Origin of the sequence: Anaerotignum faecicola (assembly GCF_003865035.1) — a bacterium.
Classification (GTDB): domain Bacteria; phylum Bacillota; class Clostridia; order Lachnospirales; family Anaerotignaceae; genus Anaerotignum_A; species Anaerotignum_A faecicola.
In genome coordinates this window covers 144,509-162,883 of sequence record NZ_BHVZ01000014.1, presented here as the reverse complement: position 1 = coordinate 162,883, position 18,375 = coordinate 144,509, and the positions used below count along the sequence as shown (strand labels likewise).

11 protein-coding genes, 1 tRNA gene and 1 riboswitch are annotated in these 18,375 nt (G+C 48.6%); of the genes, 9 read left to right on the top strand and 3 right to left on the bottom strand.

Going from position 1 to position 18,375, the window contains the following annotated elements; all coding sequences use genetic code 11:
• Positions 1-150: 150 nt before the first annotated feature.
• The 3 genes from EJE48_RS10775 (at position 151) to EJE48_RS10765 (ending at position 8,042) form a co-directional block, all read left to right on the top strand.
• Positions 151-1,275 (top strand): SLC13 family permease, encoded by a 1,125-nt coding sequence (locus EJE48_RS10775; protein ID WP_118580887.1) that lies wholly within the window; start codon positions 151-153, stop codon positions 1,273-1,275.
• Between the two features lie 124 nt (positions 1,276-1,399).
• Positions 1,400-3,886, top strand: coding sequence for a LuxR C-terminal-related transcriptional regulator (locus EJE48_RS10770; protein WP_118580890.1), 2,487 nt, complete (start codon positions 1,400-1,402; stop codon positions 3,884-3,886).
• 142 nt (positions 3,887-4,028) lie between these two features.
• Positions 4,029-8,042, top strand: coding sequence for an S-layer homology domain-containing protein (locus EJE48_RS10765; RefSeq protein ID WP_160117361.1), 4,014 nt, complete (start codon positions 4,029-4,031; stop codon positions 8,040-8,042).
• A 97-nt stretch (positions 8,043-8,139) separates the two neighbouring features.
• Here the strand turns inward: EJE48_RS10765 and EJE48_RS10760 are convergent, their stop codons facing one another.
• The gene (locus EJE48_RS10760) at positions 8,140-9,798 is read right to left on the bottom strand and encodes a Na+/H+ antiporter NhaC family protein (RefSeq protein WP_118580896.1); all 1,659 of its coding nucleotides are present in this window, start codon (positions 9,796-9,798) and stop codon (positions 8,140-8,142) included.
• Positions 9,799-9,939: 141 nt separating this feature from the next.
• Positions 9,940-10,111: riboswitch (Lysine riboswitch) on the bottom strand.
• A 511-nt stretch (positions 10,112-10,622) separates the two neighbouring features.
• Here EJE48_RS10760 and argC point away from each other — a divergent pair.
• The 5 genes from argC (at position 10,623) to argF (ending at position 15,930) form a co-directional block, all read left to right on the top strand.
• Positions 10,623-11,552 carry an N-acetyl-gamma-glutamyl-phosphate reductase gene (argC, locus tag EJE48_RS10755; protein ID WP_016406668.1) on the top strand — a complete coding sequence of 310 codons (930 nt, stop codon included), beginning with the start codon at positions 10,623-10,625 and terminating at the stop codon, positions 11,550-11,552.
• 12 nt (positions 11,553-11,564) lie between these two features.
• Complete coding sequence (argJ, locus tag EJE48_RS10750) at positions 11,565-12,782, top strand: bifunctional glutamate N-acetyltransferase/amino-acid acetyltransferase ArgJ (protein WP_118580902.1); 1,218 nt, start codon at positions 11,565-11,567, stop codon at positions 12,780-12,782.
• Positions 12,783-12,856: 74 nt separating this feature from the next.
• Complete coding sequence (argB, locus tag EJE48_RS10745) at positions 12,857-13,717, top strand: acetylglutamate kinase (RefSeq protein WP_330548510.1); 861 nt, start codon at positions 12,857-12,859, stop codon at positions 13,715-13,717.
• Positions 13,718-13,753: 36 nt separating this feature from the next.
• Positions 13,754-14,926 (top strand): aspartate aminotransferase family protein, encoded by a 1,173-nt coding sequence (locus tag EJE48_RS10740; RefSeq protein WP_118580905.1) that lies wholly within the window; start codon positions 13,754-13,756, stop codon positions 14,924-14,926.
• 98 nt (positions 14,927-15,024) lie between these two features.
• On the top strand, positions 15,025-15,930 hold the full coding sequence (gene argF / locus EJE48_RS10735) for an ornithine carbamoyltransferase (protein WP_118580908.1): 906 nt from the start codon (positions 15,025-15,027) through the stop codon (positions 15,928-15,930).
• Between the two features lie 72 nt (positions 15,931-16,002).
• Here argF and EJE48_RS10730 read toward each other — a convergent pair whose 3' ends face one another.
• Positions 16,003-16,395, bottom strand: coding sequence for a metal-dependent transcriptional regulator (locus tag EJE48_RS10730; RefSeq protein WP_118580911.1), 393 nt, complete (start codon positions 16,393-16,395; stop codon positions 16,003-16,005).
• Positions 16,396-16,930: 535 nt separating this feature from the next.
• On the opposite strand from EJE48_RS10730, the gene EJE48_RS10725 reads away from it, so the two are divergent.
• Positions 16,931-18,046, top strand: a complete 1,116-nt coding sequence (locus tag EJE48_RS10725; RefSeq protein WP_118580914.1) for an aminotransferase class I/II-fold pyridoxal phosphate-dependent enzyme — start codon at positions 16,931-16,933, stop codon at positions 18,044-18,046.
• A 192-nt stretch (positions 18,047-18,238) separates the two neighbouring features.
• Here EJE48_RS10725 and EJE48_RS10720 read toward each other — a convergent pair.
• Positions 18,239-18,311 (bottom strand) — tRNA-Arg (locus EJE48_RS10720).
• Positions 18,312-18,375: the final 64 nt, after the last annotated feature.

The following is an 18,375-nucleotide window of genomic DNA, read 5'->3' as shown; positions in this document are numbered from 1 at the left end:
GAGGAACCTCCTTTCTTCTCTTTTTTTATTTTACCCTGTTCTTCCTCTTTCCGCAAGCAAAACAACGCTTGCGGCTTTGCGTCTGCCGCCGTATAATTGTCTGAGCTGAAACAAACGGAAACAAACGGAAAAAGAAAAGGAAAAGAGACCATGAAGGAAAAACTGCTTACATTTTTCAAAAAAGAAACGATACTCTGCATCGCCTGCCTGCTGGCGGCGCTTTCTGCATACATTGTGCCGCCCGATGCAGCGTATCTTGGCTACGTTGATACAAGGGTGCTGATTCTGCTTTTCTCGCTGATGGCAGTATTGGCAGGCTTTCGTGCGCTTGGCATCTTCGACCGCATGGCAAATCTGCTTCTGGCAAGGGCGAAAAAAATGCGGCAGCTGGCGCTGACCTTAGTCATGCTGTGCTTTTTCTCCGCAATGCTTGTGACCAATGATGTGGCACTGATTACCTTTGTGCCGTTCACAATTTTACTGCTGCAGCGCGTGCATTTAGAGGAAAAGTTAATTCCCGTTATTGTTCTGCAAACGATTGCCGCCAATCTGGGCAGTATGCTGACCCCTGTTGGCAATCCGCAGAATCTCTATCTTTATACCATCTCAGGGATTGGGGTCGGGGCGTTTTTCAGAATTACCCTGCCGTTTGTTCTCGTGTCCTTCTTTCTGCTGCTTCTGCTCTGCTTTTTGCAGGGAAACACCTCCTTAGCCACACAGCCGCAGACAACGCCACCCACACGGACAGGAGCAGAAAAACAACATCTTTTCGGCTTGACGGTGCTGTTTTTTCTTTGCCTGCTGGCAGTTTTCCGCATCCTGCCCATTCTGCCGCTGTTGGCGTTGTCACTGGTGTGGTTTCTGCTGTTTCAAAAAGGGATTCTGAAAGAGGTGGATTACTGCCTGCTGCTCACGTTTGTATTTTTCTTTATCCTGATTGGGAATCTGGGACGGATTTCCGCCATACGAGAAGCCCTCCAAGCACTGCTCTATGGCAGAGAGGTGCTTGTTTCTTTTCTGAGCTGTCAGCTCATCAGCAATGTGCCTGCGGCGGTTCTGCTTTCAGAATTTACCGACCGATATGACCTTTTGCTTGCAGGGGTGAATATCGGTGGTCTGGGGACATTGATTGCCTCTATGGCAAGTCTGATTTCCTATAAATATTTCGCACAGATACCGAATGTCGGAAAGGGGAAATATCTGCTCTGGTTTACCCTTGCGAATCTTCTGTTTGCGATAGTTCTGCTAGGGCTTGCAGCTTTGCTCCCCTCCTGACTGCAAAGGGCGATTTTATTGCATTTTATCATAGCCTCCTCTGCCCAAAAAGTATTCCAAAAGGCAAAAAGCTATGCTAAAATAAAAAAATATCAAATCCCTTTGAACGAACGAGGTGCATCGCATGCCGAAACGAAAGCAGGATTTTAACACCATATACATATCTGAACGATTACAGGAGGCACTGCGCCCAATTTCGCGCTGTGCGCTGACATCTGTGGTTGCACCAATGGGCTATGGCAAAACAACCGCTGTCAACTGGTATCTTGCGGAGCGCAGGAAAGAGGAAAACGCGCGCATCATCCGTATCAGCGTCTATTCCGACAATCTCGCAATTTTCTGGAAAAGCGTACAGGATGCCTTTTTGCGTGCAGGGCTTTCCATTTTGCTGGATTATCCCTGCCCGACGGATGCTGCCGGCGGCAGTCTGCTTTCAGATGACCTTTGCCATACGCTTGCAGGAGAAAAGCCATGCTATCTTTTCATTGACGATTTTCATCTGCTGACAGATGTACACACCGCTGCCTTTCTCTGCACGCTGGCGAACCGTCTGCCCGAAAATGTGCATGTCATTGTAGCAAGCCGCGACCGTTTTCTGCCCTTTGCGGCACAGGTACGTCTGGGCGGCAGGCTCTGTCAGCTTGGCACGGCAGAGCTGCGTCTGAACCATGCAGAGCTTGCCGTTTATGCACACCGCTGTGGCACTGCCCTTTCGGATGCAGAAATTTCCTCCCTGCTTTATACGAGTGAGGGTTGGTTTTCCGCAATTTATCTGCATCTGCGTACGCTTGCGGAACGCGGCACTCTGCCCGACCAAAAATCCGATATCTACACCATGTTTACCGCCGCAATGATTGCGCCCCTGCCTGCGGATGCAAGAGAGTTCCTCGCGGTTATGGGGCTTGCGGATGAATTTACGCTGGAAATGGCGCACTTTATTACAGAAACTCCCCATACAGAAAAGCTGCTGACCACACTGACGGAGCAAAATGCCTTTGTGAAGCGTCTGCCCGATGGGAAGGTCTATCGTTTTCACCACATGATGAAGGAATGTGCAAAGCGCACCTTTCACACGCTGCCGCCCGAAAAGCAAGCGGCGTACCGCAGCCGTTTTGGCATCTGGTATGAGGAGCACCGCCAATATCTGCATGCCATGGCGGCGTATCGGCAAGGCAAAAATTATGATGCCCTGCTTCGCATTGTGGAGCAGGATGCAGGCATCCTGCTTTCCTCTCTGCCGCCCAAGGCAGTGCTTGAGGCAATCGAGGAGTGTCCCGTTCCGATTCTGAAGGAGCATCCGCTCGCAATTCTCGTGCTGATGCGCAGTATGTTCAACTGGCGGCTGATTCCCGAAATGATGCAGATGAAGGAACTTCTGCTGACCGCTATCGCAGAGCATCCGAATCTGCCGGAACAGGAAAGGGGAAACCTTCTGGGAGAATGTGACCTGATTCTCAGCTTCCTGATGTATAACGACATCAGCGCCATGAGCAGGCTCCACCGCAGCGCAAGCAAGCAGATGTCCCGCCCTGCCGTCAGCATACAGAACATCGGCGGCTGGTCGTTTGGCTCGCCCTCGGTTCTGATGATGTATCACAGAGAACCCGGCGCACTCAAAAAGGAGCTTGCCGAAATGGAGGAATGTATGCCCCATTATTACAAAATCACGAACGGGCATGGGCAGGGGGCAGAAAAAATCATGTCCGCCGAAGCATATTTCTTACAGGGAAAATTTACAGACGCACAGATTGCTCTGGAGCAGGCGTATGCCCAAATTGAAGGAAATGGGCAGGAAAACATTGCCCTTTGCTGTGATTTTCTGGCAAGACGGCTTTCCCTCTGCATCGAAACAGAGGAACGGGCTTCCTTCGCGGCACGGCGTGCGTATCTTCTGAAGCAGCATAATATCGCATGGCTGAATATTTTCAATGCGACTGCCGCCTATTACTATGCCCTGCTGGGGGAAACAGAGGAAATCCCTGAAATTTTCCGCACGCACACGCTTTTCTCCGTCAATATTCTTGTTCCCGGCAAGCCCATGATAGAAATGGTTGAAAATCAGGTTTATCTGGCGCAGGGTGCTTATGCAAAGGTCATCGGGCGGAGCGAGGGATTGCTTGCCGTCTGTGCAGGGCTGCATTATGCCTTGGTGACGCTGCATCTGCGGATACAGACCGCTGCGGCGTATGCCATGCTCGGAAAAACAGAGGAGGCACGGACGCTTCTTTTACAGGCATTGCAGGAGGCAGAGCCCGATGAGTTTCTTCTGCCCTTCGTGGAAAATTACCGCTATATCAAAAAAACGCTTGAAAAGCTGCCGCAAACGCCCCTTCTTGCACGCATCCAACGGCTTGGAAAGGCATCCGAACAGCGGCAGAAGCAGCTTTCCACGCATCGTCCTGCATCCCTTGCCACGCTGACGGAACGGGAATATGAAATCGTGAAGCTGATGGCGAGCCGCCTGCGGAATCGGGAAATTGCGGAAAAGCTGTTCCTTTCCGAGGGGAGCGTCAAGCAATATATCAATCAGATTTATTCCAAGCTGCAGATTGAAGGGGATACCCATAGCAAGAGAAAACAGCTCTTTCAATTACTGGAAGAAAAAACCTAACTTTTGGTTAATAGCCTTTTAGATTTTATCCATCGTACAATAACAGTACGGTGGATTTTTTATTTATTTTTTCAAGAAGGGAGGGCATACCCACAGGGATGGAAAGGTTATTTTTTAGACTATGATAAAAAGGAGGAATACCATGATAAAACGGATATTAACCGGTCTGCTTTCGCTTGTTATGGTGGTAGGGCTGCTGCCGGCAACAGCTTTTGCCGCTGTGACCTCAACGAATGACTGGGATATTTTTAATGCAGATGATACTTATAATCTGCCGAAAACGCAGGAACAGATCCTTACGGCTATGATTCAGAATCCAAAATTTGCAGATGCTTGGGCACCTATTGTAAATAATATTTTGCCCAAAACATTCGTCAATAACAATGAGTGGTCTAGCTATGATGAATCTTATACAAAATTTACTGCAAATGATTATGCAAATGTAAAATATACATCTAAGGGTCTGCGAGATGCTGTCAACAGTTGCATTGACAAGAGCGAAATTAAAAATGGCACAGGCATTTTGAACAGTCTGCCTGAAGCAGAAACTCCTGTTTACTATGTATGTACAAGAGCGAAAAAGGAAAGAAATGATTCGCACTCTTATATAAGCACCGGCTATGGTTATTATATTCAGCTTTTCTATGACTTTGAAATCGAAGGCATTAAGGGCAGATTTAAATCTCCATCCGTAGAGAATGATGATACACAAGAATCTTTAGAGGAGAGAGGCTATAAATTTTCCATGGGCGGCAGCTCTGACAGCTATAAGGTAACGGCGGAAAACCGCAATGATTTTGAGAATACCGTAGAAAAAAGCTATACCTACGAAAAAAGCACCTCTACATCAACAACGGTTTCCAACACCTATTCTCAAAACTGGACAGAGGAAACCACGATAGGCGTAGAATTCAGCGTTCCCGTTTTGGCGGCACTTTCGCCTACCGCAAAGGTGGAACAGAGCTTCTCCTATTCCTACGGAATGGAAAAGACCTACGAAACCAGCAAGGAGGAATCCTATTCCCAGTCCATTCAGGACACCATCTCCGTTCCTCTGCCTGCACATACCGGCATTGATATTAACGTGGATGTAAAGGATATGACAACTACGATTCCTTATACAGGTGCGGTACACATCAAATACAAGACCATGATTCTCTCGGCTTCCGGTTGTAATGTAACCAAGGTGAACGGTACCAACGAGAATCGATGGAAAGAAAGAGCATACCAAAAATACACCTTCGGTCGTGACGGCAGATCCGCTATCGAGGATTTGGATGCCAGAATCGAAAACCGCAATGTCCCCGGCTTTGACCACGATAAATTAGATATGAAGACACTTTATCAGGGTGAATTCAAAACCGCCGCCGATACCCTGCTTTCCGGTCAGCCGGTAGCGCCGTATTTCGGCGATTTCCACTACACCTCCAAAAACACAATCATCACACCACAGCAGGTTTATCCGATTTACGCCTTAGATAGACTTGTTCCAGATACGGAGAACATCACGCTGTATGAACAGCAGGATATGCGTCTGGACAGCATTAAGGTGCAGGCATTGGATGAATATGATGTGGCTTGGTATGGGTTCAATCCTCGCTTGAGCGGCGCATGGGCAATCGAAGATGAGGACGGCAAGGACGCATCCGAATATGCCGAAATCGGGGAAAATCGAAACGGCTACCCGATTCTGAAAGCACTGAAGCCGAATGATGACAAGAAGCTTTTCCTTGTTTATGCCCCCGATTACAGAATTGAGACAACAGCAGAATTCAGGAGCGAATCCATCGCGCTTACCATCAATCCTGTAAAGCTGTCCTCTGTTACGGTGGAAGGCTCCTTTGATACCTTCTACCTGAATGACGGACCCAACGAAACCGATGTTTCGGGGCTTACCGTTACCGCAAAAGATGAGGACGGCAACGATTTTGATGTAACAGACAAGGTAAAATGGTATGCAGAGGAAAATGACGGTATTACCGTTGACGAAAGCACAGGCGAAATTTCCTTTACCAAAGCAGGCACCTATCAGATTTATGCCGTTGTAAACGGCACAGAATCCAACAGAGTGGCTCTGCAGGTTCTTCCCGAACGGTATCTGGATACGCTTACCATAACAAGCATGATTCCCGATTTGATTTACAACGATGATACGGCAAATACCTTTGACCTTTCCAATCTTGATGTAGATGCAAGAGATCAGTACGGCGAAGACATGTTTCTTTATGAAAATAACTGCATCTGGAAGCTGGCATCCAATAAAGGGTATGCCGAAATCGACGAAAACGACGGAACCACCATTACCGGGCTTGTAGTCGGAACGGATACAGTTACCTTATCTTATCCAATCGGAACAGACGATGACGGCAAAACAATCTATAAAACCTCTCAGCCCGTTACAGTTAAGGTAATTGCCAAGCCCTATGTAAATGAGCTGTATTACAATGGCGGTGCGCCTGCCGCAGTAGAGGGCGTAGCATACGATCTGGCGCAGATTCCGCTGATCGCGCGCAATCAGCACGGTGATCCCATTGCCATTCCACAGGATATCGAATGGACACTGGCAGAAAATAACCAGACAAATGCCACGATTGAAAATGGCATGCTGACCGTTGCGGCAGGACAGGTGCCCGATGCATCCTATGCAGATGTAATTCTGGAGGCATATTCTCCTTCCATCGACAAAACCGCCAAAAACGTTGTGCTTAAGGCAGAACAACAGCCTGTTCTGAAAAGCATCAAGGCAACAATGAACGAAAACTTCATTTTGCGTCTGGATGAAAATGCCAAACTGGCAGACCATTTCAGTGCAGTCGGATATGACCAGTACGGCAGAGAAATGCAGGGCGTAGTCTTTACATGGCATACATCGAAGCCTGATGTGGTTTCTCTGGAAAACGGCACCCTGAAAGCACTGAAAGAGGATTCCACTGAAATTTATGCAACAGCAGGCGCACTGGAAAGCAATAAAATCACACTTACCGTCAACGCGCCAAGAAGAATGACAGGGATTTCCGTAAGCGGTGTATCCTCCACAGCGGCAAAAAATACAACCCTTGACTTAACAAAACCCGTTGTAAAAACCTTTGATCAGTTCCAGAAGGAATTCAGCTCGGATGAACTGAAGGCTTATCCTGCATCCATCCGCTGGACACTGGAAAAGAACGATACCAATGCCGTTATTGACGGAAACATCCTGAGCTTTGGCGACAAGGACGGCAAAATGACCTTGATTTGCGCGGCAGTAAATACAGATACCAACGTAATCGTTGAAAAGAGAATCGACATTCAGATTGGTGGCTCTTCCTCCTCCGGCGGCTCCTCCGGCGGTGGCGGCGGCGGTGGTGGCGGCGGCGGTACAGCCAAATCCGCTTATATGATTACCGTTGAAAATACCAAAAACGGCGAGGTAGTCTCCAGCCACAAGACAGCCGACAAGGGAGATACCGTTACATTGACTGCTACTCCCGATAAGGGCTATGCTATTCGACGCATAATCGTTACAGACAGCAGTGATCAGAAGCTGACACTGACCGAAAAGGATAGCAAATATACCTTCACAATGCCCTCCTCCAACGTGACCGTTAAAACCACATTCATCATGGATAAGTCCAAAGATGAGGAGCCAAATCCCTTCGCGGACGTTTCCGCAAGCAGCTACTACTATAATGCAGTTCAGTGGGCAGTGAAAAACGGTATTACCGGCGGCACATCCGCCACAACCTTCTCTCCCGATGCTCCCTGCACACGCGCGCAGGCGGTAACCTTCCTATGGAGAGCGGCAGACAGTCCTGCACCAAGCAGCACAGAAATGCCCTTTGCAGATGTACCTACGGATGCCTACTATTATAATGCGGTACTGTGGGCAGTCGAAAACGGCATTACCGGCGGTACATCCGCTACAACCTTCTCCCCCGACGCTCCTTGCTCCCGTGGACAGATTGTTGCCTTCCTGTGGCGCAGCAAGCAGTCCCCTATGGTTGCGGCAGAAAATCCGTTTATGGATGTGAATGCAGCGGATTATTACCATGATGCAGTGCTTTGGGCGGCAGAAAACGGCATTACCGGCGGCACAGGCGCAAATACCTTCAGCCCCGATGCCCCCTGCACACGCGCACAGATTGTAACATTCCTGTATCGCGCATTGCATAAGTAACCCCTTTCCCCAACTGCCTTTCTGTTGGGATATAAAAAACGGCGTAACCGAAATCGGTTACGCCGTTTTTAGTATAAATTATTTTATAAACGTCTTTTTATTTCTCTGCCGGAACTTCCTTATCCCCGTACAATTTACGGATAGCAAGAATTACAACAACCATGGAAACGATTGCGATAGGCAGGTTGATCATCCAATTCTGGATGAGTGCCGCCAGAACGTAGTTCACAGCGGAAACAGCCGCTACAGTCAGTGCATAGGGCAGCTGTGTGGATACATGGTTGATGTGGTCACACTGCGCACCTGTGGATGCCATGATGGTGGTATCGGAGATAGGAGAGCAATGGTCACCGCAAACCGCACCTGCCAATGTAGCCGCTACGGTAATGGTCAGCATTTCACTGCCTGTCTGCATAATAGGCACAACGATAGGCAGGAGAATACCGAAAGTACCCCAGGAGGTACCTGTTGCAAATGCAAGGAACACCGCGATACAGAATACGATAATGGGGATAAAGACCTGCAAAACGCCTGTGCTGTTTGCCAGAATACCCGCAACGAATACATCCGCGCCCAAAAGCCCTGTGATACCGGACAGTGTCCATGCAAATGTCAGAATCATGATTGCAGGAACCATCGCCTTAAAGCCTTCGGGAAGCGCTTCCATGAACTGGTGGAAGGTCAGCACGCGGCGAGGGATATACAGCAAGAAGGTAATCAGCAGTGCCGCCGCAGAACCAAGCAGAAGGCCTGTAGGTGCAGAGCAGTTTGCAAAGGCTTTGATGAAGCTTTCGCCGTCAAAGAAGCCGCCTGTGTAAATCATGCCGATGATACAGCAGATAATCAGCACGATAACGGGCAGAACCAGGTCGATAACCTTACCATTGCCCACTACCTCGGATTCTGCCTCTGCACTTGCAAAGGGTCTTGCATCTGTGGTATAGAGATCATTGTTCAGCTGTGCATTTCTTTCATGCTCCAGCATAGGGCCGAAGTCTGTATTGGTGATAGTCAGTGTCAGCATTGCTACAATACTCAGCAGTGCATAGAAGTTATAGGGAATGGCTCTGATGAACAAATCCAAGCCGTTCACGCCCTCAACTACGCCGGCTACTGCCGCAGCCCAGGAGGAAATGGGAGCAATGATACAGATAGGAGCCGCTGTTGCGTCGATAATATACGCAAGCTTCGCTCTGGAAACCTTATGCGTATCCGTAACGGGACGCATAACAGAGCCTACGGTCAGGCAGTTGAAATAGTCATCCACGAATACCAGAACGCCCAGCAGGAAGGTGGACAGCAGTGCGCCCTTTCTTGTTTTGATTGCCTTAACTGCCCAACGGCCATACGCCGCAGAGCCGCCTGCCTTATTCATCAGCGCAACCATGATACCCAGAATAACAAGGAAAATCAGAATCCCCACATTGTCGCTGTCGGAAAGCTTTGCCAGCATACCGCCGTCTGTGATATCAGTGAAAATCGTCAGATAGGTCAGCTTGGGGCTGAAGTTCGCATAGAACAGACCGCCGACCACGATACCGATGAACAAAGAGGAATAAACCTCCTTTGTAATCAGTGCCAGAATGATTGCAACCAGCGGAGGCACCAGAGACCATGCGGTTGCATACATTTTACTTGTGTGCTCTGCCGCTTCTGCATCGCCCGCAAAAACGGTTACGGACATGGCTGCCGCTACCAGAACAACCACAAAGAGCGTTCCCAGCCATGTTTTTTTGATGTTGCTTTTTGTTTTCATAACCCTTCTCCTTTCAGAAAATCTTAAATGATAAAAACAGTAATAAAGGAATAAATAAGATGATATCGGTTGTCCCCAAATTTCGGAAACAAAAAAGCCCTGCGCAAAGCGCACGGCATCAGAAACATAAAAATATGCTGAAATTCCGATAGCGCTCCACATCCGTGACAGTACATTACATTTTTTGCAATGTCCCAGCAGCTTCTTCCCTTGGGCAGAAAAAACCACTTCGGCAACGCCGCCTTTCCCCCTCCTGCCGCCCACGGCTCTATTGGGAGAGGATACTCATCGTCATTGCACCTCTATCTTCCTTATTTGTTGTCTGACGTTTCTGCCAGACTATTCTTCATTCATAACATACCGAAGCACTAAAGTCAAGCCTTTCTGTAAAAAAGAACAGGTTTTACGGTTTTTTGTTGACTTTTGCGCGAAAACAAGGGCAAACGGTTTTTCTGCGGATACATTCCTTCTTTTGCATCGACAATACACGCCACCTCTGTTTTTTATTCACATATTCGCGTGAATATTGCATAAACTATGTATACAATACACATATACACAGCTTCTATCGGAATTATCAAAGCATTTTTTTGCAGAACAGCAGCAAATTCTATATAGTTTTTGCAGATTTCCTCTCTGATTTTTGTCTATTTTATCTCTCGTATTTTTATTTCTCTCCGTTCTCGCTCTGCAATTCGCTAAAATTGAATAATTATACATATATTTATTGACTTCACCCATAAGGAGTATATAATAAGAATAACTCATCATTACCATGGGGTAATCATTTATTTCGGAAGAAAAAGAAAGGAAGGAACAGCCTGATGAAGCATAAGGTATACATCGACGGGCAGGCAGGCACAACAGGTCTGCAGCTGCGTCAGAAGCTGCAAAATCACAAAGATGTGGAAATCCTCTTAATCAGCGAGGAGCTGCGAAAGGATGAGGCAGAGCGAAAAAGACTGATGAACGAGGCAGAAGTTGTTTTTCTCTGTCTGCCGGATGATGCGGCAAGAGAGGCGGTTAAGCTGGTGGAAAACCCGAACACCTGCATTATTGACGCAAGCACAGCCCACCGCACAGATCCCGATTGGGTATACGGCTTTCCTGAGCTTTCCCCTCTGCATAAGGAAAAAATCAGGCATGCAAAGCGCATTGCCAACCCCGGCTGCCATGCCACAGGCTTTATTGCGGCGGTTTATCCCCTCATTCGGCTTGGTATCATCGGGACGGATTATCCCTTGACAGCGCACAGTCTGACAGGCTACAGCGGCGGTGGCAAGGCAATGATTGCCGAATATGAAGCGGAGAACCGCTCTCCCCTGTTCGACAGCCCCAGACAGTACGGCTTGGGACAGCAACATAAGCACCTGCCCGAAATGCAGTATGTGACAGGGATTGATACACCGCCTGTGTTCTGCCCCATCGTTGTGGATTATTACAGCGGCATGGCAACCTGCATCCCTCTGATTGCCTCTTTATTCAAAAAGAAGGTGACAAAGGACGAGCTGCTGGCACTGCTGACAGAATATTATAAGGATGCAAAGCTTATCAGTGTCGGCACAGAGGAAACGAACTTCTTGGCATCCAATCCCCTGAGTGATACGAATGAGCTCAAGCTCTATGTTGAAGGGAATGATGAGAGAATGACGCTCATCAGCGTATTCGACAATCTGGGCAAGGGCGCATCCGGCGCAGCAGTAGAAAACATGAATCTTGTATTAGGTCTGGATGAAACGACCGGTTTACTATAAGGAGGAAATACTATGCAAAAGATAAACAGCGGTGTCACAGCACCCAAGGGCTTTCTTGCCGGCGGGGTGCATTGTGGCGTAAAAACAAACAATACCGCAAAAAAGGATATTGCTATCATTTACAGCGAAAAGCCCTGCACAGCAGCAGCGGTTTATACACAGAATAAGGTTTTCGGCGCACCCATCACCGTAACCAGACGAAACATTGCGGACGGCATGGCGCAGGCAGTTGTCTGCAACAGCGGCAATGCGAACACCTGCAATGCAGACGGCGTGGAAAAGGCGGAGAAAATGTGTATTCTGGCAGCAGAAGCACTGCATCTGAAGCCGGAGGATATCATTGTAGCCTCTACCGGTGTCATCGGGCAGGTGCTTCCCATCGAGCCCATCGAAAAGGGCATTGCGGCACTGGCTCCCATCATTTCCAGAGAAGGCAATCTGGATGCCGTGCAGGCCATCATGACCACAGACACCAAGCCCAAGGAAGAGGCTTATGAAATCGAGATTGGCGGAAAAACAGTCAAAATCGGCGCAATGGCAAAGGGCAGCGGCATGATTCACCCCAACATGGCGACCATGCTTGGCTTCCTGACCACAGATGCGGCAATCACAACGCCAATGCTGCAAAAGGCACTGAAATTGGCAGTCGATGATACCTTCAATATGGTCAGCGTAGACGGTGACACCTCCACAAATGATATGGTTTCCATCATGGCAAACGGCATGGCAGAAAACCCCGTCATCGACAAGGAAGGCGCAAATTTTGATTTATTCGTTGCAGTTGTCAAGGAAATCTGCACCTCTATGGCGAAGAAGATTGCCGGTGACGGCGAGGGTGCAACAAAATTAGTGGAATGTACCGTTACAGGTGCACCAACCATTCCTCTGGCAAAGGCGATTGCGAAATCCGTAATCACCTCCAGCCTGACAAAGGCGGCAATGTTCGGCGCGGATGCCAACTGGGGGCGTATTCTCTGTGCGATTGGGTATACAGAGGGTGATTTTGCCGTAGATACCATTCAGGTGGATATTTCCTCGCCCAAGGGCAGTATTCTGGTCTGCGAAAACGGTGCAGGCGTTGCCTTTGATGAGGATAAGGCGAAGGAAATCCTTCTGGAGGATGCGATACATATTGAGATTGCAATGAAGCAGGGCGATGCGAGCGCAACCGCTTGGGGCTGCGACCTGACATACGATTATGTGAAGATCAACGGGGATTATCGCACTTGATACCATAAAACCGTGGGATTCCATCCCACACCCTGCTTGAATGAAGCCCTCAAGAAAAGCAAAGGAGAAAGGTAATGGAAGATATGAATATAAACAGCGTAAAGGCGAAGGTGCTAACAGCCGCCCTGCCTTATATCCAAAAATACAACGGAAAAACAGTTGTTGTAAAATACGGCGGCAACGCCATGATTCACCCCCTGCTGAAAAAAGCTGTCATGAGCGACATTATCCTGCTGAAGCTGGTCGGCATCAACATCGTTCTGGTGCATGGCGGCGGCCCCGAAATCAGCAGCATGCTGGAGCGTCTGGATATCCCCTCCAGATTTGTGAATGGTCTGCGGTATACGGATGAGGAAACCATTGAAATCGTGCAAATGGTGCTTTCCGGCAAAACCAACAAGGATCTGGTTTCCCTGATTGAACAGCTGGGCGGCACGGCAATCGGCATGTGCGGCATTGATGCAGGCATGATTCAGGCGAAAAAGCTGGAGGGCGATTACGGCTATGTCGGCGATATCACCCACATCAACACAGAACCCATTGAAAATGCCATTGCGAACGGCTATATCCCCGTTATCGCGACCGTCGGCACAGATTTAGACGGCAATGTATACAACATCAATGCCGACACTGCCGCCGCAGAAATCGCAACAGCCCTGCAGGCAGAAAACATCATCACGCTGACCGATATCCGTGGGCTTTTGCAGGATGTGGATGATCCCGATTCTCTGATTTCCACTGTCACCATGGACGATATTCCCACTCTGATGGAAAGAGGGATTATCAGCGGCGGCATGATTCCCAAAATCAAGGGTCTGGAGGCCGCAATCAAGGCAGGTGTAAAGAAGGCCGTTATGATTGACGGCAGAATCGAACATTCCATCCTCATCGAAATGTTCTCCGATGAAGGGATCGGCACAATGTTTACAAAATAAAAAAGCATGGAAAAAGCACGGAAAGAAGGAATTTCAATGAGCTTTGAAGATATTAAAAAACTGGATGACACCTATGTCATGCACACCTATGGGCGATACAATGTGGCAATCGACCACGGCAAGGGTGCAATCTGCTATGACCCTGCCGGCAAATCCTATATTGACTTCACCAGCGGCATCGGAGTAAATTCCCTCGGCTTCGCGGATGAAGGCTGGGTTGCGGCAGTCACGGCACAGCTGAATAAATTACAGCATATCTCCAACCTGTATTATACAGAGCCCTGCGTTCTGGCAGCAAAGCTACTCTGCGAAAAAAGCGGCATGAAAAAGGTATTCTTCGGCAACAGCGGCGCAGAGGCAAACGAAGGCGTAATTAAGGCGGCAAGAAAATACTCCTTCCAGAAATACGGTGAGGGCAGAAGTAAAATTGTCGCTCTGGAAAACTCCTTCCATGGCAGAACCATGGCGGCACTTTCCGCAACAGGACAGAACGTATATCACAACTTCTTCTTCCCCTTTGTGGAGGGCTTTGTGTTCGCAAAGGCAAATGACACAGAAGATACCATCTCCAAGCTGACAGACGATGTCTGCGCCGTTATGATGGAGCTGGTGCAGGGTGAAGGCGGCGTTATGCCTTTGGAGAAGGAATATGTGCAGGCAGTTTATGCGGCCTGTCAGGAAAAGGATATTCTCTTTATCGTAGACGAGGTACAGACAGGTGTCGGCAGAACAGGCACCTTCTACAGCTATCAGCAGTTCGGAATTCAGCCCGATTTAGTATCCTCCGCAAAGGGTCTGGGCGGCGGTCTGCCGATCGGTGCGGTGCTGTTCGGTGAAAAAACACAGGATACCCTGATTCCCGGCGACCACGGCTCTACCTTCGGCGGCAACCCCGTTGTCTGCGCCGGTGCGGTTGAGGTGCTGAACCGCATGGATGATACCTTCCTGCAGAACGTAACCGCAAAGGGCAGGCACATGCGTGAGGAAATCGAAAAAATGCCCCATGTAACAAGCGTTGCAGGCATGGGCATGATGCTCGGCATTGAGCTGGATATTGACGTAAAGCCTGTGGTGACGGCGCTGATGGAAAACGGACTTCTGGTGCTGACCGCAAAGCACAAAATGCGTCTGCTCCCCCCTCTGAATATTGCACAGACAGAGCTGGAAAAAGGGCTTTCCATTTTGAAAAACACGCTTGCGGCACTTTGATTTCAAACATAAATAGGGTATAATGATACCTATCACTGACAGAAAAACCCGACAGGGGTTGGGAAGGGACAGCGTCCCTCGGAAAGAGAGGAACAACTATGAAACATTTTTTGAAGCTGTTGGACTGCACAACAGAGGAAATTTATGAACTGCTTGATTTGGCAGCAACCATGAAGCAGTATGTCAAGGAAGGCAAGGAGCATCATTTCCTGAAGGGCAAAACACTGGGTATGATTTTTGAAAAATCCTCCACCCGTACCCGTATTTCCTTTGAAACAGGGATGTATCAGCTGGGTGGCCATGCGCTGTTTATCAGTGCAAGGGATTCCCAGATTGGCAGAGGCGAACCGACACAGGATACCGCTCGTGTGATGAGCCGTATGCTGGATGGGATTATGATTCGTACCTTCGAGCAGAAGGAAGTGGAAATGCTTGCCGAATACGGCTCCATTCCCATCATCAATGGGCTGACAGACCTGTGTCACCCCTGTCAGGTTATGGCAGACCTGCTGACCATCCGCGAACACAAGGGCAAGCTGGAAGGACTGACCATGTGCTATATCGGTGACGGCAACAACATGGCAAACTCCCTCATCGTCGGCGGTCTGAAAACAGGCATGAACGTACAGATTGCCTGCCCCGAGGGCTATCGTCCCGACCCTATGGTAATGGATTTTGCAGCGCAGTATCCCGATAGGTTCTCCATCACAGATGCCCCCATGACAGCCGCAAAGGATGCCGATGTTGTCATCACAGACTGCTGGACCTCCATGGGACAGGAGGAGGAAAAGAAAATCAGAGAAAAGGCATTTGCAGGCTATCAGGTAAATAAGGAGCTGATGGGTGTTGCAAAGGCAGACGCTATGGTGCTGCACTGTCTGCCTGCTTATCGCGAACAGGAAATCACAACAGAGGTTTTCGAGGCGCATGCAAACGAAATTTTCGACGAAGCGGAAAACAGACTGCATGCACAGAAGGCAGTTCTTGTAAAGCTGCTTGGTTAAGCGGCTTGCTTAAGGCAAACAAAAAAAGCATACACAAATGTGTATGCTTTTTATTTTGCCTGATCGCAGAAATCATTCCTTCATATCCGGATTCAGCTCATGCCATTTTCTATGGTGCGCCTTCATGCAGTCAAAGGTTTCCTCGCTCAGGATATGCTCCATGCGGCAGGCATCTGCCAAGGCCGTTTCCTTGCTTACCCCAATATCCATCAGCAGATGGGAAATCACACAATGCTTTTCATAGGTGCCCTCTGCCAGTGCCTTGCCCTTTTCTGTCAGCACGATACGACCCTTATCCTCTATCTGCACATAGCCCTCTGCCTTCAGCTTTTTCATGGCATTGGAAATGCTGGGCTTACTGAAGCCCATTTCCAGCGCAACATCCACCGAGCGCACAAAGCCTGTTTTCTGATTTAAAACATAAATCGTTTCCAGATAATTTTCCATAGATTCCTGTGTTTTCATACGGGTTCCCCCCTTCTTCTTTTTATATTAACAAAAATATGTACAATTTACAATCCTTTTCTGCTGTTCTTCGTACTTTGCATACAGCCTTTAAAAAATCTATGGGTTTGATTGCATTTTTTTATTGATATTTGGTTGAAAATCATGTATGATGTATATAAGAAAAAACGAGAACGGCAAATCTTTTTTTCCGTTCTTGTATTTTAAATATGCTTGCTTCTGTAGTTTGAGGTTTTTCTCCTAACTTCAAGCTATTTTGAATCAAACTTTTCATCTCTTCTTGTCATTGCTTCCCAAGCGTAAAAAAGCACCCCCTTTATCGTTTTTTTGCGTAGCAATGACAACCCTTACGCGGCACCTTCTCCCCCAAGAAGGTGCCGTTCCCCTTTTATGCAGGAATGCTCCCAAAAATCCGCTGAACATTTTTTCATTTTATGCAGACCGAACTGTATTTTATAAATCTTCCCCTTTCGGTCTCTGTGTAGTATGATAAAAGCAATCACTATACAGCACTGATAGAAAAGAGGGTATTTTTATGTACAGAACATTATACAGCCCACAGGGCGGACGCATTATCCTGGATGGACGTGAGGTCATCAATATGGCCTCCAACAACTATCTTGGCTTAGCCAACCATCCTGCCGTTGTTGCTGCCGCAAAGGAGGCTTTGGAAAAATACGGCGTTGCCACAACCGCAAGCAGAAACATCTGCGGCAATTATCCCGTGCATGATGAGCTGGAGGAAAAGCTGGCAAAATTCAAGGGCGTGGAGGCAACACTGGTATTCAACTGCGGCGTAACCGCAAACTCCGGTCTGATTCCACAGCTGGTCGGCAAGGGTGATTTTATCTACAGCGATGAGCTGAACCATGGCTCCATCATTGACGGCTGTCGCTTATCCGGCGCGAAAATAAAGGTGTTCCGCCACATGGATATGGCACATCTGGAAGAGCTGCTGCAGGAGCCTGTCGAAGGCAAACGGCTCATCATCACAGACGGCGTATTCAGCATGGACGGCGACCTTGCACCCCTTCCGGAAATGGCAGATTTGGCAGATCAATATAATGCTCTCTTGGTGGTAGATGATGCCCATGGGGATGGCGTAATGGGTCCTGCCGGCAGAGGTACGGTAGACCATTTCGGTCTGCGCGACCGCATCATCATTGAAACAGGCTCTCTCTCCAAGGCATTTGGCTCCGCAGGCGGCTTTGTGGCAGGCCCGAAGGAGTTCATCGAAGCACTGCGTCCCAAGGCAAGAAGCTTTATCTTCACCGCTTCCCCCATGGCTCCCTGCCTGACAGCGGCGGCAGCAAAGGCTGTAGATTTGGTCATGGAAAATACGGCACTGGTAGATAAGCTGTGGGAAAACCGCAATTACTTCGCCGACCGCCTGAGCAAGCTCGGCTTGAATATCGGCACATCCGTCACACCCGTTATCCCGATTATCGTCGGCGATGCTGAAAAGGCGCAGAAGCTCAGTGAAATGATGTATGAACGAGGCGTTTATGCACAGGCTCTGCAATTCCCCATGGTGCCTAGAGGAACCGCACGCCTGCGCACCATCCTTTCCGCAGACCACACCAAGGAGGATTTGGACAAGGTTGTGGATGCACTGGAGGAATGTGCGAAGGCACTTGACTTAATCAGATAAAAACAAAACCCCATTTGCTGAACGGCTTTCGTCCGGCAAACGGGGTTCTTTTTATGCCTCATGATTTATTTCTCCTGCCGAAGAACCGCTTCCCATCTCTCTGTCTGCTCAGTCCTCAGCTGCTTCGGGCAAATTCTGTGTTAAAGCGAATCGCATAAAAAAAGAAGCCCTGAAAAATCAAGGCTTCTTTGCTGCACCCGACAGGATTCGAACCTGCGGCCTTTCGGTCCGGAGCCGAACGCTCTATCCCCTGAGCTACGGGTGCGTAAGGGCTGTGTTCCAGCCCGTTTTTCTATTCTACATGGAATCGTGGAAAATGTCAATTCCTT